The 18,898-nt window shown below is 67.0% G+C and carries 19 protein-coding genes; 11 read left to right on the top strand and 8 right to left on the bottom strand.

Annotated elements, in window-relative coordinates; all coding sequences use genetic code 11:
* Nucleotides 1-12: 12 nt before the first annotated feature.
* Nucleotides 13-1,191, bottom strand: a complete 1,179-nt coding sequence (locus tag JL101_RS29690) for a DJ-1/PfpI family protein (RefSeq protein ID WP_203104204.1) — start codon at nt 1,189-1,191, stop codon at nt 13-15.
* A 45-nt stretch (nt 1,192-1,236) separates the two neighbouring features.
* Nucleotides 1,237-1,524 (bottom strand): LexA family protein, encoded by a 288-nt coding sequence (locus tag JL101_RS29685; RefSeq protein ID WP_203104621.1) that lies wholly within the window; start codon nt 1,522-1,524, stop codon nt 1,237-1,239.
* A 35-nt stretch (nt 1,525-1,559) separates the two neighbouring features.
* Here JL101_RS29685 and JL101_RS29680 point away from each other — a divergent pair, with 35 nt between their 5' ends.
* A complete protein-coding gene (locus JL101_RS29680) occupies nt 1,560-2,693 on the top strand; it encodes an IS630 family transposase (RefSeq protein WP_203104623.1) in 1,134 nt (377 codons plus the stop codon).
* A gap of 27 nt (nt 2,694-2,720) precedes the next feature.
* Here JL101_RS29680 and JL101_RS29675 read toward each other — a convergent pair whose 3' ends face one another.
* Nucleotides 2,721-3,143, bottom strand: coding sequence for a VOC family protein (locus JL101_RS29675; protein ID WP_228435578.1), 423 nt, complete (start codon nt 3,141-3,143; stop codon nt 2,721-2,723).
* A 238-nt stretch (nt 3,144-3,381) separates the two neighbouring features.
* A complete protein-coding gene (gene maoP / locus JL101_RS29670; RefSeq protein ID WP_203104496.1) occupies nt 3,382-3,636 on the bottom strand; it encodes a DUF413 domain-containing protein in 255 nt (84 codons plus the stop codon).
* A gap of 199 nt (nt 3,637-3,835) precedes the next feature.
* Here maoP and JL101_RS29665 point away from each other — a divergent pair, with 199 nt between their 5' ends.
* On the top strand, nt 3,836-4,441 hold the full coding sequence (locus JL101_RS29665; protein ID WP_203104498.1) for a GNAT family N-acetyltransferase: 606 nt from the start codon (nt 3,836-3,838) through the stop codon (nt 4,439-4,441).
* Nucleotides 4,442-4,653: 212 nt separating this feature from the next.
* Here JL101_RS29665 and JL101_RS29660 read toward each other — a convergent pair whose 3' ends face one another.
* Nucleotides 4,654-5,775, bottom strand: a complete 1,122-nt coding sequence (locus JL101_RS29660) for a Kelch repeat-containing protein (RefSeq protein ID WP_203104500.1) — start codon at nt 5,773-5,775, stop codon at nt 4,654-4,656.
* A gap of 638 nt (nt 5,776-6,413) precedes the next feature.
* Here JL101_RS29660 and JL101_RS29655 point away from each other — a divergent pair.
* The 3 genes from JL101_RS29655 to JL101_RS29645 all read left to right on the top strand — a co-directional run bounded on the left by JL101_RS29655 (nt 6,414) and on the right by JL101_RS29645 (nt 7,912).
* Nucleotides 6,414-6,965 carry a hypothetical protein gene (locus tag JL101_RS29655; protein ID WP_203104502.1) on the top strand — a complete coding sequence of 184 codons (552 nt, stop codon included), beginning with the start codon at nt 6,414-6,416 and terminating at the stop codon, nt 6,963-6,965.
* Between the two features lie 117 nt (nt 6,966-7,082).
* Complete coding sequence (locus JL101_RS29650; protein ID WP_203104504.1) at nt 7,083-7,376, top strand: Ldh family oxidoreductase; 294 nt, start codon at nt 7,083-7,085, stop codon at nt 7,374-7,376.
* A 17-nt stretch (nt 7,377-7,393) separates the two neighbouring features.
* Nucleotides 7,394-7,912: a hypothetical protein gene (locus tag JL101_RS29645; RefSeq protein ID WP_203104506.1), complete on the top strand. Its 519-nt coding sequence runs from the start codon at nt 7,394-7,396 to the stop codon at nt 7,910-7,912.
* Here JL101_RS29645 and JL101_RS29640 read toward each other — a convergent pair whose 3' ends face one another.
* Nucleotides 7,913-8,890 carry an IS1595 family transposase gene (locus tag JL101_RS29640; RefSeq protein ID WP_203104508.1) on the bottom strand — a complete coding sequence of 326 codons (978 nt, stop codon included), beginning with the start codon at nt 8,888-8,890 and terminating at the stop codon, nt 7,913-7,915.
* A gap of 104 nt (nt 8,891-8,994) precedes the next feature.
* On the opposite strand from JL101_RS29640, the gene JL101_RS29635 reads away from it, so the two are divergent.
* The 4 genes from JL101_RS29635 (at nt 8,995) to JL101_RS29620 (ending at nt 13,426) form a co-directional block, all read left to right on the top strand.
* Complete coding sequence (locus tag JL101_RS29635) at nt 8,995-9,837, top strand: Ldh family oxidoreductase (RefSeq protein WP_228435585.1); 843 nt, start codon at nt 8,995-8,997, stop codon at nt 9,835-9,837.
* Nucleotides 9,838-10,031: 194 nt separating this feature from the next.
* A complete protein-coding gene (gene istA, locus JL101_RS29630; RefSeq protein WP_203104602.1) occupies nt 10,032-11,549 on the top strand; it encodes an IS21 family transposase in 1,518 nt (505 codons plus the stop codon).
* On the top strand, nt 11,536-12,267 hold the full coding sequence (istB, locus tag JL101_RS29625) for an IS21-like element helper ATPase IstB (protein WP_202681535.1): 732 nt from the start codon (nt 11,536-11,538) through the stop codon (nt 12,265-12,267). Before istA ends, istB begins: the two co-directional genes overlap by 14 nt.
* A gap of 217 nt (nt 12,268-12,484) precedes the next feature.
* Nucleotides 12,485-13,426 (top strand): TRAP transporter substrate-binding protein, encoded by a 942-nt coding sequence (locus JL101_RS29620; RefSeq protein ID WP_203103239.1) that lies wholly within the window; start codon nt 12,485-12,487, stop codon nt 13,424-13,426.
* A gap of 949 nt (nt 13,427-14,375) precedes the next feature.
* Here JL101_RS29620 and acuI read toward each other — a convergent pair.
* Both acuI and JL101_RS29610 read right to left on the bottom strand, forming a co-directional pair.
* Nucleotides 14,376-15,368: an acrylyl-CoA reductase (NADPH) gene (gene acuI / locus JL101_RS29615; protein ID WP_203103237.1), complete on the bottom strand. Its 993-nt coding sequence runs from the start codon at nt 15,366-15,368 to the stop codon at nt 14,376-14,378.
* Between the two features lie 39 nt (nt 15,369-15,407).
* Nucleotides 15,408-16,142, bottom strand: coding sequence for a FadR/GntR family transcriptional regulator (locus tag JL101_RS29610; RefSeq protein ID WP_407697454.1), 735 nt, complete (start codon nt 16,140-16,142; stop codon nt 15,408-15,410).
* A 243-nt stretch (nt 16,143-16,385) separates the two neighbouring features.
* Between JL101_RS29610 and JL101_RS29605 the strand changes: the two genes are divergently transcribed.
* Nucleotides 16,386-17,627, top strand: coding sequence for an ABC transporter substrate-binding protein (locus tag JL101_RS29605; RefSeq protein WP_203103233.1), 1,242 nt, complete (start codon nt 16,386-16,388; stop codon nt 17,625-17,627).
* Nucleotides 17,628-17,633: 6 nt separating this feature from the next.
* Nucleotides 17,634-18,872 (top strand): MFS transporter, encoded by a 1,239-nt coding sequence (locus tag JL101_RS29600; protein ID WP_203103231.1) that lies wholly within the window; start codon nt 17,634-17,636, stop codon nt 18,870-18,872.
* Nucleotides 18,873-18,898: the final 26 nt, after the last annotated feature.

Below are 18,898 nucleotides of genomic sequence, written 5' to 3'. Positions count from 1 at the left end.
CTTCGTCCGCCATCACCTGTCCTCGAACCTCCTCAGCACCCGCTGTTCCTGGTATTCGAGCTGCATGGCGACCAGATTGGCTGTATCCCTTCCGTAACGGGCCATGATCGCGTGAGGGATCTGGTCCAAGACGTGTGCCGGCAAGTGGTCCCCGATCGTCGGAAGCAGCTGCCCGGCAGGCCAACTCGTCGCAATCCGATCGGGGAAAATACGGATGCCGTTGCGGGTCTCGATCGCACTGGAGGTGTCGGCGAACGTCACCGCACGTGACCGATAGGTTCGCGACCAGGCATCCGCAACGAGGGCGAGCGACACTTCGTCGAGGCCTGGGCGAAGCTCTATGCCGAGCCTCTCCCAATTCCAGAAAGCGATGGTGTTGCCGATCGCCGTCAAAGCGAATGGACGCGTGAACTGGAACGCATCGCTGTCGTGCCGTGCGCTCCAGTCCCTAACGCCGAGATCCCGGGCGATCGCCTCGGCCTTGTCTCGGCCGGCAATGGCCTCGATCAGGGTGAGCGACATAGGCATGGACGCGGTAATGCCCGTTGTCGTCGCAACGCCCCGGTCAACCACCAGCCGCCTGTCCGCGACATACTGGATCGTGGGATGCTTGTGTCGCAGTTCCTCAAGATAATACCAGTGGGTCGTCGCCCGCTTGCCGTCGAGGAGCCCGGCACTGGCGACGACCTTGGCTCCGGCACAGACGCCAACGATGATCGCGCCCTTGGTTGCCTGCCTCCTGATCCAGTGCAGCACCACCGGGTCGTCGTCGCGGCGCATGGCGGGGACGATGACGTAATCGGCGCCTTCCGGATGCCGAGCATCGAAGTCCGCAACCGTCGCCTGCGGCTCGACCGCGAGTGCGGGATAAAGCGTTACCAGTCCCGTCTTCGTTCCGAGCACCGAGACATCGGCGACGTCGGCACGCCGAAGGATGCCGTAGGGCATGAGGTAATCGGTGGTTTCAGTGCCCTCATTAGCGCCGATGATCGCGATAAGCGGGCGCGGGCGCGGGCGCTGGCGCTTCGGCGGCTTCAGGGCCGCGATCGTGGCATCGGCCTCTTCCTGCGCGATCGGCGGTGCGGCTCCGGCAGGCGGCGCCGGCGGCAGCGAGAGTATCCAAGCCGCGCCGATCATCACGGGAAGTGTGGCGGCACCCAAACCGCTCCACAATAAAAGCCGCTTGTTCATGGCGATCAGCGAGCTCCCGCATAGGCTAGTGGCTCGGCACAGTGATTATGATGAGCTGGCTTCGGGCCTTTGAAGGACCGGCAGGCTCTCCGGTGGCACGAGCAGCCTGATGCTGCGGGCGGCACCGGGGGTGCGCTGGATGAGGCCGGTGCGTTCGAGGGCGAGGACCATCTGGTGGATGGTGGGCGGGGTGACGCCGAAGAAGCGCTGCAGGTCGGCCTCGGCGGGCGGTCGGGCATTGATGCAGGTGTAGGCGTGGATGAACGCCAAATACTGCCCTTGCTTGGGCGTGAAATTCGGTTCCGGGTGGGGCTGTGACATCGCGGCGGCCATCGGGTTGTCGGGGCTTTGAGCGTCGAGGAGGCCCGATGACTGTACGCTACCGCGTGGATCTGAGCGAAGCCGAGCGGACCGAGCTGCAGGCCCTGGTCAGCGGGGGTCGGCAAGCCGTGCGCAAGGTCAAGCGGGCGCAGATCCTGCTGGCGGCCGACGCGGGCCACGGTGACGAGGCGATCGCCGCCACCCTGGCGGTCGGCACGGCCACGGTGCACCGGACCCGGCGCCGCTTCGTCGCGGGCAACCTGGACGCCGCGCTGGGCGAACGGCCGAGGCCGGGGGCGCCGCGCAAGCTGTCGGGCAAGGAGGAGGCCCTGCTGGTGGCGACCGCCTGTTCCGAGCCGCCCGAGGGCCGGGCGCGCTGGACGCTCGACCTGCTGGCGGGAGCGCTGGTCGCGTTGACCGGGCACGACGCCGTGTCCGGCGAGACGGTCCGGCGGCGGCTGGCCGAGAACGACCTGAAGCCGTGGCGCCGGGACATGTGGTGCATCCCGCGCGTCGACGCCGAGTACGTCGCGCGCATGGAGGACGTGCTCGACCTCTACGCCGAGGCGCCCGACCCGGCGCGCCCGGTGGTGTGCTTCGACGAGAGCCCGACCCAGCTGATCGGCGAGGCGCGCGAGCCGGTCCCGGCCGCGCCGGGGCAGCCGGAGCGGTTCGATTATGAGTACCGGCGCAACGGCACCGCCAACCTGTTCGTGTTCCTCGACGCGCACCGCCCCTGGCGCGCGGTCAAGGTCACCGACCGGCGCACGGGGCGCGACTTCGCCGCGTGCATGCGCGACCTGGTCGACGTCCACTACCCCGAGGCCGAGCGGATCCGCGTGGTGCTGGACAATTTGTCAACCCATTCGGCCGGGGCGCTCTACGAGGCGTTCCCGGCGTGCGAGGCGCGCCGGGTGCTGCGCCGGCTGGACTTCCACTTCGTGCCCAAGCACGCGAGTTGGCTGAACATGGTCGAGATCGAGATCGGCGTGCTGCGCTCCCAGTGCCTGGACCGCCGCATCGCCGAGCGCGAGCGCCTCGAGGCCGAGGTGGCAGCCTGGCAGCGCCGGCGCAACGCCGAGGGCGCCCGCATTACCTGGATGTTCACCACCGAGCGGGCGCGTGAGAAGATGGGCCATGCCTATCCCGATCCGGAGCCCTCCCTCAAGCAAGCCGCCTGAACTCATCAAAACCACTGTGCCGAGCCACTAGTCGTCGGGAATAAGGTCGGGGTTGAAGGCTATTTCCCACAGGTGCTGGTCAGGATCCTGGAAGTAACCGGCGTAGCCGCCCCAGAACGTCCTGCGCGCCGGCTTTACGATCCGGGCGCCCGCCTGTTCGGCCCTTCGCATAACCTCATCGACCTCACCCTCGCTGGATACGTTGTGCCCGATTGAGAACTCCGTCGGGCTAGGCTGGGATTTCGCGAGACCTGTGTCATTGGCAAGGCTGTCGCGGGGCCAGACGGCGAGCTTGAGGCCGGCTTGGAGGTCGAAGAAGGCCACGGCGCCGTGCTCGTACTGTTCTCCCGTTATTCCCATCGTCGGAAAGCCCAGTCCATCGCGGTAGAAGCGGACCGACCTCTCCATGTCATCCACGCCGATCGTCAACACGGTCATGCGAGCCTGCATGCTGCTCCTCCTGCGGCAGGGACAATCCTACATCCGTCAGCGAACGATCAATGTAGAATCCCGGGCACATGCCTTACCGACAGCCTGCCGCCGTTACGCCTCTTATGCAATGACGCAAATCGGCCGGATACCGCCAACCGCCATGTGCCGGGCAATCGCATGTGCCGGGCAATCGCATGTGCCGAGCCCTCGCTGCCGTGATCTTCCCCGGGGTTCCAGCTGTTGGATGCGCTCGAACTCACAACCGGCGGCCTGAAGGCTCGTTCGGTCCTATCCGCCGCATGAGCGCCCGGACATTCCTATCCCGGATCATCCGCCGCCATCGCACCCACAGGCGCTCGTGTTCCGTCACCGGCGGCAGGCGTCCTGCGGCGACCTCCAGGAAACGCCGCTGGGCGTCGGTCTCGGGCAACCGCCGCCCCTCGACCAGATCGAGATAGAACTGTCGGTTGCGCCGCAGCAGGTCCTGCTCTCGTCGGGTCAGGGCCGGCATACCATCAAGCTTCGCAAGGTGCCCATGAGCCCGAACGTAGCGTAACACCATCCCGAAATCGAGCCCAGCATCTGCCCGTGCCAGAGCCGACCATTCAGGTCATGCGCTAGGCGTCGGGAGAGACAGCCGATTTTCGCCAGAAGCGACCTTTCACGTACACCTTGGCAGACGAAGGGAGCTCTGCCGTGCCGGAAGTCCGTTGGCGGCGAGCGTGCGGATCGTGCTATCCACAGCCATGCTCATCCACACCTCCCGGTTCATCTTACGCGATTTTCTGGAGACGGATCGTGCGGCGTTCATCTCGTACCAGATCGATCCGCGCTACCGTCGTCTCTACGACATTGGCCAAGCCGATGAACAAAGAGCACAGGACCTTTTCGACCTCTTCATCACCTGGCAGCGGGAAGTGCCGCGCCAGAACTTTCAGGCGGGGATCTTCGAACGGGGAACAGGGCGGCTGTGTGGCTGCGCTGGCCTCCGCAAAGCGGGAAAACATGGCGGTACGGCCACGCTCGGGGTCGAGTTGACCCCGGATGATTGGGGACGCTACCGCCTGGCGATCGAGGTGATGAGCGCCCTGGTTGAGCATGGCTTTCACGATCTCGATCTGCATCTGATCGTCGGCAATACGGCCAGCGGCAACACGCGAGTGGAGAAGCTCGCCCGCTGGTTCGGCGCCGACATCTCCGCCCGTCGGGCCGGACCGGAATGGATGGTGAAGCGAGGGTGGCAAGAGGTCGAATGGGCTCTGGCCCGTGATGACTGGGCGAAATCCGGGCGGAGGCGGCGTCTGTCCGCAAAGTGAAGATGAACTTCCATTCTCTCCGCATTCCGAACCTCGATATCGCACCCCCGCCGACGGCGGCGTTGGATTGCTCTGGATCAGAAGCCGCCCCTTTCGTTGGAGTTATCTTTACACCAGGAGCAGTCGTTCAGGGCACATCAGAACGGGATTTAGCGATCCGGTTTCTCTCGTTGTCAGATCGACAGGTGGATGAGCAGGGCCATAGTACAGCATCACCCCAGGGTGAAGGCTTCGTGCACGGCAGACTGCACGGAGCCCCCGAGGACCGCGCCGCCACCCGCCACATAAATCCAGTCGCCGATCGTCACGGCGCCGACCGCGTGACGTGGCGTTGGCATAGGCGCATGATGTTGCCACGTGTCGCTGGCCGGATCATAGCTTTCCATCTGCCCGAACACCTTCGCCTGGCGCGGCACCCCGCCGGTGAGAATGCCGCCTTCGCCTCCCATGGCGAAGAGGCGGTTGCGGTAGACGACAAGGCCATGTCCCGACCGCGCCGTCGGCAACGGCGCCCGCGTCTCCCACGTATCCCGGTTCGGGAGGTAGATATGGTGAAGCTCGGTGTTGTACTCGAACGTGTTGAAACGGCCACCAATGACGTGGATCGCGCCGGCATGGGCGACGCACCCCACGTGATCGCGCGCACCCGGCAGCGGCTTGCGTGCCGACCAGCGATCTGTCCGCGGGTCATAGACTTCGTGCCAGCCGACGCTCGCCCGTTCGCTGGCCGGTTCGGATGCGCCGCCGATCAGATGAATTGAGCCATTCAGCGCCACGGCCGCCGCCGCCCCGCGCGGCCGTGGCAGGGGTGCAAGGGGGGTCCACCTGTTGGTGGCCACGTCGAAGACGTAGGCGTTCGTGTCGGATCGGCGGTTCTGCTCGATGAACCCGCCAAACGCGTAGACATGGCCGGCGTCAGCCGCGACCGCGACATGGTTGGCACCGCGCGGCAACGCGGCCCCCTCATACCAGCGGTCGGCCACCGGGTCGTAGATATGGTGATCGGCGCGATTGACGGCACCCTCCCCATAGCCGCCAACGATATGCATCCGCTCCGCCGTGACAGCCGCCCACGCCATTTCGCTGCGCGGGATCGGCAGCGCGGCGCGGCTGATCCAGCGGCCCGGCGGGCCAGCCGGAGCCGGGCTGTCGACAACGCGCTGTGCCTCCTGGTCCGGTGTCAGATGGTGCGGCGTACCACCCTGGAGGCGAGCATAGGGGTCCGCGGCGGGTCGCAATTCCGGCAAAGCCGATTGCGCCTGGGACGGTTGTCCCCGGACAGCCCCAAGCGCGAAGGCGCCGATACTTGCGCCGATGAACGTCCTGCGATCCATGACGACCTCCCTGCCTGCCGATGACGCTGTGACACGATACCAGCATGCTCTGGATGCTGAGCCAATCCTTGTCGGGTACTGGCAGCATTCCGCAACGTTTCGATGGCCGCAATGGGCATGACTGAACACCGGCTCCGAGAATGCTGATGGAGCCATCTGTCGCCAGTCAGTGACCTGCGGACAAGCGCCGGCGGACGATAGCGCGGTGAAGCCTCATACGGTCGGGACTGCCGGCGAGATTGGGGGAGCTGGGCTGAACAGGGTATGACCGGTCGTACGTTTCAGCGGCTGGAGAACAAGGATGGGGTGGGTTTTGCGCCTGGTAGTAACCGGAGGCGATGGGGCGAGCCGCAGCGTCGACGTGGTGGAGATCGTCCGTGCCGGCGGTCTGGGTGACCTCGCGGGTCCTGACCTGAGCCTTGTAGGTGGCAAGCAGCTCGTGCCTCAGGTTCAACAGGCCGTCGTTGCGGCGCAGAGCCGGACCATGCCGCCCGGCGGCCGGCGTGCCGGACCTGCGCCCCCCTCTGCCAAGTCAGGGACTACCGGCCCCACCGGATTGCGACCTCGTTCGGCCAGGTTACGCTCCGGTTGCCCCGCTTCCGTTGCGCCGGCTGCGGCGGGGCGGAGGGTGGTGTCGATTGGCCGTCCCATGCCGCTCGGCGCCCGAGCCCGACCAGCTGCGGGCCCATCTATCGGCGCTCATGCCCTGTCGGATCGCCGCCGGCCAGCTTGAACATCTTCTGCCGGTCGATGCCGGGATCCATTCCGAGACCGTGCGCCGGCGCACCCTGATGGTCGGCGAGCGGCTGCGTGACGCAGCCCCAACCGAGCCGGCATCTCCAGCGGCGGCGATCACCCTGACCCTGGACTCGACGTTCATTCCCAGCTGTGAGGACGATCAGCGCCATCTCGAAGTCCGCTTCGGCAACGTCGAGACGTCCCATGGAACCCGCCAGGTTTTCACCGCGGTCGCCAGAACCGACACTGCGATCGAGGCGCTGATCCGGCGCGGTCTTAGGGAAGTCGTCCAGAACGCCGACAACGGGACCACCGCGTTCAGCGGCGGCTGTTCCGGGCTGCGTTCCATCCTGGTCATGCCGGTGTCACGACCCCGTCGTTTCTTGACTAGTTCCACATCGCATGCGCCCGCGGCACGCCGGGAAGACAGCGGCATCCTGGAAACACGATGAAGGTCCAACTCGATTCCGGCGCCTGAACGCGCCATCCCCATCCAGCATCATAAGACTTAGAATGAGCACGCCGGCACGCACCAATCATCAACGAACCCCGAGAAGGAGACCGCCAGGATGACCGAAGTTCGTTATCCCGTTGAGCCGCTCACCCGCTTCACCAGCGATCTGCTGGCGGCGGCCGGAATGGAAGGCGGGAAGGCGCAGACCGTCGCCCGCCTTCTGGTGCTGACCGATATGCTGGGCCGCCACACTCACGGGGTGGCGCTATGCCCGCTCTACCTCGATCAGCTCGAGAAGGGGCTGATGACGCCTCACGGCGAGCCGGAATGTCCGGCATTATGGTGCTGTAGCCAAAGGCCACCAATTTCGCCTAATGGTTCATTCCCGGTATTATCTCCTCACCTTTAAGTAATTGGGAGGAGATCATGTCATGGGAAGTTTCTTTACCAGGTGGCAAGGCTGGATCGTTCCCCGAATCCTCCGAGCAGGCAGCGAGCCAAGCGGAGGTCGTGATCAGCGCCCTGCTGGAGAAGCGCAGCGCTCTCGCTGCCGATCTGGTGGTCGCGGAGGACACGGTAACCTGCCTGCGCCGTCAGATCACGGCGGTTTCCGAGACCCTGAAGACGTTTGGGCACCTGGAACCCGAGCGCGACACGATGCCGGCGGCGGTCAGGCATAAGCGCTCGAAGGAGGGCTTCCGCAAAGGCGAGTTGACCCGCCGGGTGCTGGAGAAGGTCCGCGATGCCGCGGAACCGGTCAGGCCGGCGGACGTCGCGCGGACCATCATGGTCGAGTGTCTGATGGACCAGGGCGACCAGAAGCTCACCGTCGCCTTCCAGCACAAGGTCCACAACGTCATCCGCCGGCAGTGGCAACGCGGCATTTTGGAGCGGGTCGGCGCCGAGAATGGCTGGAACGCCCGGTGGAGGGTGGCCGGCTGGTGATCAGGCCGCGTGCTGTCGGCGCCGCCAGTAACCCCGCCAGTCCACCGAATGCCCGCGGCGCATGGTCAGAGCCATGACCTCGCTGGTCAGCCGGCTGTTGTCGGTCGCCCGCAGGTCCTCACGCCAGCTCATTTCCGCGGCGTAGCGCCGGAGATAAAGGCCGGCGATGTGGTGATGGATTCCGACCTCGGCCCGGCGTATCCGGCTGAAGAAGCTTTCGGCCTGGTTGGTGCAGGCGCCGTCCTTGGAGTAGGCCTCCTCGTGGTTGATCCGGGCCATGACGTAGCGGGCGTGCAGTTCGTCGAAGGCGGCTCCCTCATCGGCGTGGATCACGCCGCCGCGCTCGACCTTGCGCCGGACGAAGGCCGGAGCAGCCGACTCGCCCGGGATGACGGCGGTCGATGTCCCGCCGGTGCGCTGGCGCACCACGACGACGCACTGGCGCTTGCCGGTCCGGTTCTCCGCCAGCCGCAGATCACGGCGGTTGTCCTGATGATTGGCCGGCTTGCTGTAGCCTCCGAAGTAGGCGGTGTCGGTCTCGCACTCGGTTCCCTCGCCGCCCAGGAGATGCCGGGCTTGCTCGGCCTCCAGGCACTCCCGAAGCTTGTGCAGCAGCACGAAGGCGACCTTGTAGTCGCAGCCGACTTCGCGGGACAGCTGAAGAGCCGGCAAGCCCTTGACCGCATTGACGAACAGGAAGATCGCCAGCAACAGATCGCCGAAGCTCATCTTGCGGTCGGCCAGGATGGTTCCGGCGGTGACGCTGAACTCGTAGCCGCAGCTTTTGCAGATCCACCTGCGCCTTGCCGACCGGGTGTAGTGGACCATGCCCTGGCATCGGGGGCAGACCGGATCGCCCCCAGTGGCTGCCCACCGGATCCTGCAGAACGCCCGCCACGCTTCTTCCTCACTCATTCGCGCGACCTCGGCAATGCTTAACGTGCGACACAGCGGAGACAGCAGAAAATGGGCGGCCATGGCGATCCCCCCGATCAATGTTCCTGATATGTTCTATCATGCCAGGAACTCGCCGTCACCCATTTCGGTGGCCTTTGGCTACAGCACCATAATGCCGGGAATGTCTGCGGGATAATGGCGCGGTCATGGTTTGGGACGGCAACTACCTGCCGGGTCTGTGGCTGGTCCAACAGGCGCTCGACATCGCCTTCGAGCGGATCGCGAGGCACGGCGTGATGACCTTCGCGATGCGCCGCAGCCATCACATCGCCTGTCTCGCGACGCTCGTGAAGCAGGCGACAGACCGGGGCTTCGTCGCCATCCTGGCCACCTCGGATCCCGCCTTCGGCTTCGTCGCCCCTTACGGCGGGCGCGAGCCGCTGCTGACGCCCAACCCGTTCGCCATCGGCTATCCCGGGACCCACACGCCGATCCTGGTTGACATCTGCGCCTCGATCACCACGGTCTCCATGACCCGTCAGAAGGCTGCCACCGGCGAGGACTTCGAGCACCCCTGGCTGCTCGACGGCGAGGGTCGACCGACACGGAATCCGCGCGTCCTGGAGCAGACGGAGCCGCGCGGCAGTCTCTTGCTGCTCGGTGGGCTCGAGTATGGCCACAAGGGCTTTGGCCTGGCGCTGATGGTCGAGGCGCTCACCCAGGGCCTGTCCGGGCTTGGCCGCAAGGACACGGAGAAGCGCTGGGGCGGCAACGTCTTTCTGCAGGTTCTCGACCCGGACGCCTTCGCCGGCCGCGAGGCCTTTCTCGAGCAGATGGATTATCTCACTGAACGTTGCCAAGCCAATGCCCCGTTGCGCGAAGGCATGCCAGTGCGCCTGCCGGGCGAGCAGGCCGAGCGCAACATCGCAGCCGCCCGCGAGCAGGGAGTGCCCCTATCCGAGCATACCGTGCAACGGCTCGGTGGAACGGCACAGCGATTCGGCCTTGTCATGCCGGCCGCTTTCTAGGTCACGGAACGTCAAGTCACCCGTTGCCCGCCGCCAGACGGGCGCATCACCAGGGAGGTAGAGGAATGAAGCTTCTAGGTGTGCATCGGCGTGGAACAGTAGGCCAGTTTCGGAGGTGATCGGCGTCCAATAACCGGCCGCCTCGGATCTGGCACAATACCACCCTTGGTTGGACGAGGGGGTGGCACGCGGGGATGCTGACAGTGGAGACGATCGCGCGGATACGGCGGGAGCACGCGAAGGGGCGGAGCGTTCGGGCCATCGCCCGGGCGTTGAAGATCAACCGGGAAACGGTGGCGAAGTACCTGCGGTCTGGTGAGACGGCGCCGCGGTACGAGCGGACGCGGCAGCCGTATCCAAAGCTGGGGCAGTTCCAGGCGGAGCTGGAACGGTTGATCGCGGAGAACGACCGCCGGCCGGCGCGCGACCGGCTCGACTACCGGGGGCTCTTCGACCAGTTGACAGTGGCCGGGTTCGAGGGCGGCTACGACGCCGTGCGGCGCTATATCACGCGGTGGAAGCGGCGCCAGCCGGCGACGACGGCCGAGGCATTCGTGCCGCTGACCTTCGCACCGGGCGAGGCTTACCAGTTCGACTGGGCGGAGGAGTGGATCGTCCTGGACGGGGTGACGACGAAGGTGCAGGTGGCCCACGTGCGCCTGTGCCACAGCCGGATGCCGTTCGTGGCGGTCTACCCCCGCCAGACCCAGGAGATGGTGTTCGACGCCCACGCCCGCGCCGCGGCGTTCTACGGCGGCCTGTGCGAGCGCGGCATCTACGACAACATGAAGACGGCGGTTGACGCCGTGTTCGTCGGCAAGGAGCGGCGCTTCAACCGCCGCTTCGCCCAGATGTGCTCGCACTACCTGGTCGAGCCGGTGGCCTGCACGCCGGCCTCGGGCTGGGAGAAGGGGCAGGTCGAGAACCAGGTCGGCACGTTGCGCCAGCGCCTGTTCACCCCACGCCTGCGGGCGGCAACGCTGGAGGAAGTAAACGAGCGGCTGCGCCACGCCGTGGAGGCGTGGGCGCGCACCGCACCGCATCCCGAGTTCCCCGACCGGACGGTGTGGGCGGTGTTCGAGGCGGAGCGGCCGGCGCTGGTCGCCGTGGCCAATGCCTTCGACGGCTTCCACGAGATCACGGCCAGCGCGTCGAAGACCTGCCTGATCCGCTTCGAGCGCAACCGCTACAGCGTGGCGGCGGTGGCGGCCGGCAAGCCGGTGCAGGTGCGCGCCTACGCCGACCGGCTCGTGGCGTGGTGCGACGGCACGGTGGTGGCCGAGCACCGGCGGGCCTTCGGGCACGGCCACACGATCTACGATCCGCTGCACTACCTGCCGGTCCTCGCCCGCAAGCCCGGCGCGCTGCGCAACGGGGCGCCGTTCCGGCAGTGGGAGCTGCCTGCGGCCCTGGCCAAGGTGAGGGTCCGGCTGGGCCGCTCCGACGAAGCCGACCGGCAGTTCGTCGGCATTCTCGCCGCCATCCTGACCGACGGCCTGGACGCGGTGGAGGCCGCCTGCCGCGAGGCGCTGGCGAGCGGGACGCACAGCCGGGACGTCATCCTGAACATCCTCGCCCGGCGCCACGACGTCACCCCGACGACGCCCGTGGCAGTGCCGGCGGCGCTGACGCTGACGATCGAACCGGCCGCCGACTGCGCGCGCTACGACGGCCTGCGCGCGGCACGGGAGGGCTGTCATGGAGCGGCATGAGCTGATGGCGATGATGGCCGAGCTCAGCCTGGCGGGAATGCGCGCGGTCTACGACGAGGTGATGGCCGACGGCCTGAAGCGGCAGCGCACCGTCCAGCAGATCCTGGGCGACCTGCTGGCCGCGGAGCGCGCCGAGAAGAAGGCGCGCTCGATCCGCTACCAGCTCGGCGCGGCCAGGCTGCCGCTGGCCAGGACGCTTGCCGAGTTCGACTTCGCGGCCAGCCCGGTGAACGAAGCGCTGGTGCGCGACCTGCACGACGGCGGCTTCCTGGAGACCCAGCGCAACGCCGTGTTCGTCGGCGGAACGGGTTCCGGCAAGACGCACATCTGCATCGCCATCACCGCCAACTGCGTACGCCGCGGCGCGCGCGCCCGGTTCTTCAACGTCATCGACCTGGTGAACCGGCTGGAGGCCGAGGCCCGGGCCGGTCAGGCCGGCAAGCTCGCCGACCAGCTGACCCGCGTCGATCTGGTGGTGCTGGACGAGCTCGGCTACCTGCCGTTCTCCCAGAATGGCGGCCAGCTGCTGTTCCATACGCTGAGCAAGCTCTATTCCCGGACGTCGGTGTTCATCACGACGAACCTGAGCTTCGCCGAGTGGCCGTCCGTCTTCGGGGGCGACACCAAGATGACGGCCGCCCTGCTCGACCGGCTGACGCACCACTGCGACATCCTGGAGACCGGGAACGAAAGCTGGCGGTTCAAGAACCGCTCCTGACCTTCCTTCCGCCCGTGCCTTGTCCAGGGGGGCCCACAGGTTTCCTCCCACACGCGCCGCTACGTCGGTCATGACGGGCACTCCGCGGCGCGCGCGGGTCCCTCCCGTGGACTCCCTGGACAAGAGGTTCTACAACCAAAAGAATGGTTGGATATTGGACGCCGATGCTGGCTGGTTATTCGAAGCCGATTGACATCTAGGTCTCGTGATCGGCTCCATGGCCATGCTGGCCAGCACGGCTTCCGGCGCCGAGTACAAGTTCAAGCTGGCCCATGAGGTAGCGGTCGAGTCCACTCAACATCTGGCGGCGACCAGGTTCGCCGAACTCGTGAAGGATCGCACCAACGGCGGCATCGAGATCACCGTCTATCCGAACAGCGGGCTCGGCGCTGGCCCCCAGGCGCTGAATCTGCTGCGCGGCGGAATCATCGACATCGTGCAGTCCGGATCGACCACCTTCAACGGCCTCGTCGGTGAGACGGCGGCGCTTGAGCTGCCGTTCCTGTTCCGCGATGCCGGGCATGCCTACCGCGTGCTCGATGGCAAGGTCGGCCAGAGTGTGCTCGACAAGCTGACCCCGCACGGCGTCCAGGGCCTCGCCTTCCTCGAGAACGGCTGGCGCGAGATGACCAACAGCAGGCGCCCGATCCGCTCGCATGAGGACATCAAAGGCCTGAAGATCCGGACCACCCCCAACCCCTTCCACATCCAGGCATTCGAACTCCTGGGCGCAAATCCGGTGCCGATGGCCTACTCGGAGCTCTACTCCGCGCTTGAGACCGGTGCCGTTGATGCCCAGGAGCACCCGCTACCGGTGCTGTGGGCGGCCAAGTACTACGAAATCCAGAAGTATCTCACCCTCACTCACCACGCCTACTCGCCCCTTATCCTCGTGATGAACAAACGTAAGTTCGATAGCCTGCCGGCGGAGTACCGGACGATCCTGATCGACTCCGCGCGCGAGACGGCGGCTTACCAGCGCGATCTCAACGCGAAGCAGGTTGCCGAGATCATTGCCGGGCTGAAGGAGGCGGGCATGGAGGTGATCGAGGAAATCGACACCACCCGGTTCCGGCAGATCGTCGAGGATCCTCTGCGCGAATCCTTCGCCGAGAAGTATGGAATGGATCTGCTCTCCGCGATCGCCGCCGAGATGTAGAGCCGGGCGCAGGTCAGCGTGATGAGGGGGAGCTTGTTCGTCATCCGGCACCGTAGTGCCCAGATGCGGAGACCGTTCATCTCATTACCCTGCGGCGTGCCCCGGTTACCGCCAGCCTGCACGTCGAAGTCGGCTGGCAGTCCCCGGCCATGATCGCGCACCACCAATGGAGAGGCCGGCGCGGCCCGCCTTCCCGACGCGTCCGTAAGCGGAGCAGCCACCGCGTGGCGATCAGCCCGTCCAGGGTCGAGGTCAACAGGGTTCGCGGGACCCCGCGCACACAAGCGGCGCGTGGGCGAAACCCTGTTGACCCTACCTGATGAATACCCTCTTGGCTTTCCTCCAGTTGCCACCGCCAACCGGAAGAGATGCCGGCCCGGCGAGTGCACTGCCTTTGCCCCAATCACAGTCCCGGGGGATGAACGTTGCCGGGCTGACAGGGTGACGCGGAGCACGCCATCCTGGCTTTCCATCATGGCGGCGGACACGCATCGCTTTCCCAGGCAGGAGTCTGGCGGTCCACCGTCATCAAGGTGCTTGTGTGTTTCCGGCTATGGGGAAGTAAGGTTTGAAGGTCCCTCGCCGGGAGTGCACCCTGGTTTGATAATCAAACCAGGAAGCCGTCAGGATATCATAGTCGCGGGCGTCAACAGCCTTCCGCCCAATTCCTGAAAGCGGATTTGGGTCCCCACGAAGGCTGTTGACGTTCAGCGTTCGGAAGTCGCCCGGTGGCGACCTCGACGGTCGCACGCACCGACATCGGTTCGACCTGCGGCACCGGAACCTGGAGAGCTGCCAGCCACCCAGTTCAGGCGACCGCACCAAAATCAAAGCCGTCGTCCGGTCGACCGTCGACAGCACCGATAACGTATCGCATCCGGACACCCTCGTGGCGTTGATGAGATGGCGCTCCGCTCTTATCCCTCCCTGCGCCGGAGCAGCCCCGGCGTCAGCCGCCGACCCGGACCACGGTACGGCCGCGGATCCGGCCTTTCAGGATCTCGGCCCCCTTGGCCGGCAGTTCCTCGAGCGAAATCTCGGTCGTGACCGCGTCCAGGCTCTCCGGCGGCAGTTCCCGCGCGATGCGCTGCCAGGCCTCGATCCGGCGCTCCCGGGGGCAGTTGACGGAATCCACGCCGAGCAGGGCGACGTTGCGCAGGATGAAGGGCATCACGGTGGCGGGCAGGTCCGGACCGCCCGCGAGCCCGCAGGCTGCGACCGCGCCGCCGTACACGGTGCCCGCCAGCACGGTCGCGAGCGTCGTGCTGCCGACCGTGTCGACCGCGCCGCCCCAGCGCTCGGACAGCAGCGGCTTCGACGGCTGCGCCAACTCGGCGCGATCGACGATCACGGCCGCGCCGAGCGATCTCAGGTAGTCAGCCTGTTCCGGCCGGCCGGTCGAGGCGGCGACCTTGTAGCCCAGGTTGGCGAGCAGCCGCACCGCGACGCTGCCGACGCCGCCCGCGGCGCCGGTCACCAACACCTCCCGGGCGCGATCGATGCCGTGGCGCTCCAGCGCCATGACGCACAGCATGGCGGTCAAGCCCGCCGTGCCGACGGCCATCGCGTGGCGCGCATCCAGCCCGTCGGGGAGCGGCACCAGCCAGTCCGACTTCACCCGGGCACGCTCGGCGAAGCCGCCGGACCAGCTCTCGCCGACGCCCCAACCGGTCAGGACCACGCCGTCGCCCGGCCTGTAGTCGGGCGAGGCCGACTCGACCACCGTCCCGGCGAAGTCGATGCCCGGCACCATGGGAAACCTGCGCAGGATGCGGCCTTTGCCGGTCAGCGCCAGCCCGTCCTTGTAGTTGAGGCTGGACCAGGCGACCCTGACGGTCACATCGCCGTCGGGCAGATCAGCGTCGCTCCAGCGTTTCAGTTCGACGGTCTGCGCGCCGTCCTTCTGGTCCGCGACCAGGGCGCGGAAGGTCGTGTCGGTCATCGGCGGTTTCTCCCCTTGCTGATGTTCGTGACGGTCGGCTCAGCCGGCGCGCTCGGCCCGGCGTTCAAGTGCCTCGCGGTAGCGGTCGCGGATATAGGCCATCAGGTCGCGGAGCGCGGCGACGCCGGCCTCGCCGTCGCGCCGCTCCACCGCATCCAGGACGCGCTCGTGGAAATCCGCGATGGTCTGGCGGTCGCGTACGCGGAAGATGATCATGTTGCTGACGGGCTGGAGCGCCTCGACCACCGAATGCATGACGAAGCGCAGCAGCGCGTTCCCCGTCGCATCGACCAGCGCCCGGTGGAACCGCACGTCGGAGGCGCAGAACTCCTCGTCCGTCAAGGTAGAGTCGCGCTGGCGCCCCAGCTCGCGCCGCATGGCCTCCAGGTCGGCGTCGGACCGGTGCCGGGCGGCCAGCCGGCAGCAAACCGATTCCAACTCCAGCCGGGCGGTCGCCACGTCGTCCAGGCCGAAGTCGCCGACCGCGACCATCAGCGTCGTGGCGTTCGCCAGCGACAGGGCCGCCTCCTCGGGCGCCGGGCTGGCGACGAAGTTGCCGCCCGTCGGGCCACGGCGCGACCGGATCAGGTGCTGCGCCGCCAGGCGCTTCAACGCCTCGCGCACGGTCGGGCGCGACACGCCGAACTGCTGGGCCAGTTCTTCCTCCGTCGGCAGCCGCTCGTCCACCTTGAGCCGCCCGTCCAGGATCGCGGAGCGGATGCTCTCGGCGATCTGGCGCGCGGCACTGGCGGTGACCACGTCCTTGAACTCCATGCCCATTCTCTCCCGCATCCCCGCCGTCTCAGTCTTCCGGGCACCGTAGCACAGGTTTGCGGATGGCGCCGAAAAAAGTCAAACCATTATTTGTTTGACAAATAGGTCAGGGCAGAGCGAGCCTGAGCCCAGCCGGTCCAATGCCGGGCACGGAGAAGCCCCGGGGAACAGGCGAGGCCGGCCTCATGCGGGTTGATGGCGGGAGCATGGCCCGCGCATCTCCGATAGGGAGGAAATCAGGAAATGCACTTCAGGACAGCAAGCCTGCTTGCCGCGGTGTTTCTGGCAACGATCGCGCCGGCACAGGCCCAGAATGACGCCTTGCCGGTCTTCCGTGTCGGCGTGCTCAACGACCAGTCAGGGCTTTATTCGGACATCGCCGGCCTGGGATCCGTCGAGGCCGCCCGCATGGCGGTGGAGGACTTCGATCCCGAGGCGAAGGGGTTCCGGGTGGAGATCCTGTCGGCGGATCACCAGAACAAACCCGACGTCGGCGCGAACATCGTGCGCCAATGGTTCGACCGCGACCAGGTCGACGTGGTCGCCGACGTGCCGACCTCGTCGATCGCCCTCGCGGTCTCCGAGATCGCCCGGGAGAAGGACAAGGTCTTCCTGATCGCCAGCGCCGGCACGTCCGACCTGACCGGCAAAGCCTGCACGCCGAACAACGTTCACTGGACCTACGACACCTGGGCGCTCGCCAACGGCACGGCCAGGGCGGTGATCGCGGGCGGCGGCAAGACCTGGTTCTTCCTGACCGCCGACTACGCCTTCGGGCACGCGCTGGAACGCGACGCGATGTCGATCATCACGGCGAACGGCGGCGAGATCGCCGGTCAGGTCAGGGCGCCGTTCCAGACCAACGACTTCTCCTCGTTCCTTCTGCAGGCGCAGGGCAGCGGGGCGCAGATCGTGGCGCTGGCCAATTCGGGTGGGGACACCATCACCGCGGTCAAGCAGGCGGCCGAGTTCGGGCTGACCGACGCCGGGCAGAAACTCGCCGGGATGCTGGTGTTCCTGACGGACGTCCATTCGATCGGCCTGCAGACCGCCCAGGGACTGCTTCTGACCGAGGCCTTCTACTGGGACCTGAACGAGGGCACCCGCGCCTGGACCGAACGGTTCGTCAAGCGCACCGGCGACCGGTATCCGACGATGAACCAGGCCGGCACCTACGCCTCGATCCTACACTGGATGAAGGCGGTTGCCGCGATGCCGGACAAGGCCGCGGCCCGGTCCGGCCGCCACGCGGTCGAGGCCATGAAGGCGATGCCGACCGATGACGCGCTGTTCGGCAAGGGCAGCATTCGGATCGACGGGCGCAAGATCCACGACATGTACCTGTTCGAGGTCAAATCGCCGTCGGCGGCCAGGCAGCCCTATGACTACTACAATGTGGTCAGCACCATCCCCGGCGATCAGGCCTTCCGGCCGTTGAAGGACAGCGGCTGTCCGCTGGCCGGGTCCGCGGCGACGGGGCAGTGATCGGAGATGGCTAGCCTCGACGGGCAAACTTCAACCGCATGGCCGGCCGGCAAGACCCTCTCCCTCGCCTTGCTGCTGGTGAGCGAAGTTGCGGCGATGTCGGTCTGGTTCGCCACGACGGCGTCGCTCGCCGGCATCAGGGAAGAATGGAACCTCAGTGCCTTCCAGGAGGCGCTGCTGACCAGCAGCGTCCAGGCCGGCTTCGTCGCCGGGACCCTGGTCAGCGCCCTGCTCAGCCTGCCCGACCGGCTGGACCTGCGTCGGCTGTTCTGCGGATCGGCCCTGGTCGCGGCGGCGGCGAACGTCGCGATACTCGCCTTCGAGCCGATCGATGCCATGGTTCCGCTGCTCCGCTTCGTGACCGGCATGTGCATGGCGGGCGTCTATCCCGTCGGCATGAAGCTTGCCAGCACCTGGGCGCAGCGCGACCTCGGCCTGCTGATCGGCCTGCTGATCGCCGCGCTGACGCTGGGTTCCGCCTCGCCCCACCTGCTGGCCGCGTTCGGCGGCGTGGACTGGCGGGTGCCGTACATCGCGGCTTCGGCTGCCGCGACGCTGGCCGGCGTGCTGATCATCTTCGCGCAGATCGGTCCCAATGTCGCCAAGGCGCCGCCGTTGCGGCTGGGCAACGCCCTGGAAGCCTGGCGGAACCGGCCGCTGCGGCTCGCCAATCTCGGCTATCTCGGCCACATGTGGGAACTCTACGCGATGTGGGCCTGGTTCGGCGTCTTCATCCACGCAAGCTTCGCGCAGACGCTCGGCGAGGATTCCTCGACCGCGGCGAAACTCGCGACCTTCGCCGCGGTGGGCGCCGGGGCCGTCGGCGCGCTGGCCGGGGGGTGGCTGGCTGACCGCTGGGGCCGCACGCTGGTCACCTCGGCGTCGATGGCCGTCAGCGGCGTCTGCGCGCTGACGATCGGGCTGTTGTTCCACGGACCGCCGGCGCTGGTGGTGGCGGTCGGCATGGTGTGGGGTATCAGCATCATCGCGGACAGCGGCCAGTTCTCGGCGACCGTCGCGGAACTGTCCGACCGGTCGCTGGTCGGCACCATGCTGACGGTCCAGACCTGCATCGGCTTCCTGCTGACGCTGGCGAGCATCCATCTGCTGCCCTTCGTCGTGGACCTGGTCGGCTGGACGTTCGCCTTCACGGTGCTCGCGATCGGCCCGTTCCTCGGCATCGTCGCCATGCTGCGCCTCCGGGCCGACCCCGCCGCCCTCGCCATCGCCGGAGGCAGGCGATGATCATCCCGACCCGTCCCACCCCGGAG

The organism is Skermanella rosea (assembly GCF_016806835.2).
Taxonomy (GTDB): Bacteria; Pseudomonadota; Alphaproteobacteria; order Azospirillales; family Azospirillaceae; genus Skermanella; species Skermanella rosea.
This window is presented reverse-complemented; position numbering and strand designations above follow the sequence as displayed.

Excerpts from the sequence above, each read along its gene's own strand:
- istB (WP_202681535.1), top strand. The coding sequence starts at position 11,536 with ATGGAGCGGCATGAGCTGATGGCGATGATGGCCGAGCTCAGCCTGGCG.
- JL101_RS29690 (WP_203104204.1), bottom strand. The coding sequence starts at position 1,191 with ATGAACAAGCGGCTTTTATTGTGGAGCGGTTTGGGTGCCGCCACACTT.
- JL101_RS29650 (WP_203104504.1), top strand. The coding sequence starts at position 7,083 with ATGACCGAAGTTCGTTATCCCGTTGAGCCGCTCACCCGCTTCACCAGC.
- JL101_RS29620 (WP_203103239.1), top strand. The coding sequence starts at position 12,485 with ATGGCCATGCTGGCCAGCACGGCTTCCGGCGCCGAGTACAAGTTCAAG.
- JL101_RS29675 (WP_228435578.1), bottom strand. The coding sequence starts at position 3,143 with ATGCAGGCTCGCATGACCGTGTTGACGATCGGCGTGGATGACATGGAG.
- JL101_RS29605 (WP_203103233.1), top strand. The coding sequence starts at position 16,386 with ATGCACTTCAGGACAGCAAGCCTGCTTGCCGCGGTGTTTCTGGCAACG.
- JL101_RS29610 (WP_407697454.1), bottom strand. The coding sequence starts at position 16,142 with ATGGAGTTCAAGGACGTGGTCACCGCCAGTGCCGCGCGCCAGATCGCC.
- istA (WP_203104602.1), top strand. The coding sequence starts at position 10,032 with ATGCTGACAGTGGAGACGATCGCGCGGATACGGCGGGAGCACGCGAAG.
- JL101_RS29680 (WP_203104623.1), top strand. The coding sequence starts at position 1,560 with ATGACTGTACGCTACCGCGTGGATCTGAGCGAAGCCGAGCGGACCGAG.
- JL101_RS29640 (WP_203104508.1), bottom strand. The coding sequence starts at position 8,890 with ATGGCCGCCCATTTTCTGCTGTCTCCGCTGTGTCGCACGTTAAGCATT.
- acuI (WP_203103237.1), bottom strand. The coding sequence starts at position 15,368 with ATGACCGACACGACCTTCCGCGCCCTGGTCGCGGACCAGAAGGACGGC.
- JL101_RS29645 (WP_203104506.1), top strand. The coding sequence starts at position 7,394 with ATGTCATGGGAAGTTTCTTTACCAGGTGGCAAGGCTGGATCGTTCCCC.
- JL101_RS29685 (WP_203104621.1), bottom strand. The coding sequence starts at position 1,524 with ATGGCCGCCGCGATGTCACAGCCCCACCCGGAACCGAATTTCACGCCC.
- JL101_RS29660 (WP_203104500.1), bottom strand. The coding sequence starts at position 5,775 with ATGGATCGCAGGACGTTCATCGGCGCAAGTATCGGCGCCTTCGCGCTT.
- maoP (WP_203104496.1), bottom strand. The coding sequence starts at position 3,636 with ATGCCGGCCCTGACCCGACGAGAGCAGGACCTGCTGCGGCGCAACCGA.
- JL101_RS29600 (WP_203103231.1), top strand. The coding sequence starts at position 17,634 with ATGGCTAGCCTCGACGGGCAAACTTCAACCGCATGGCCGGCCGGCAAG.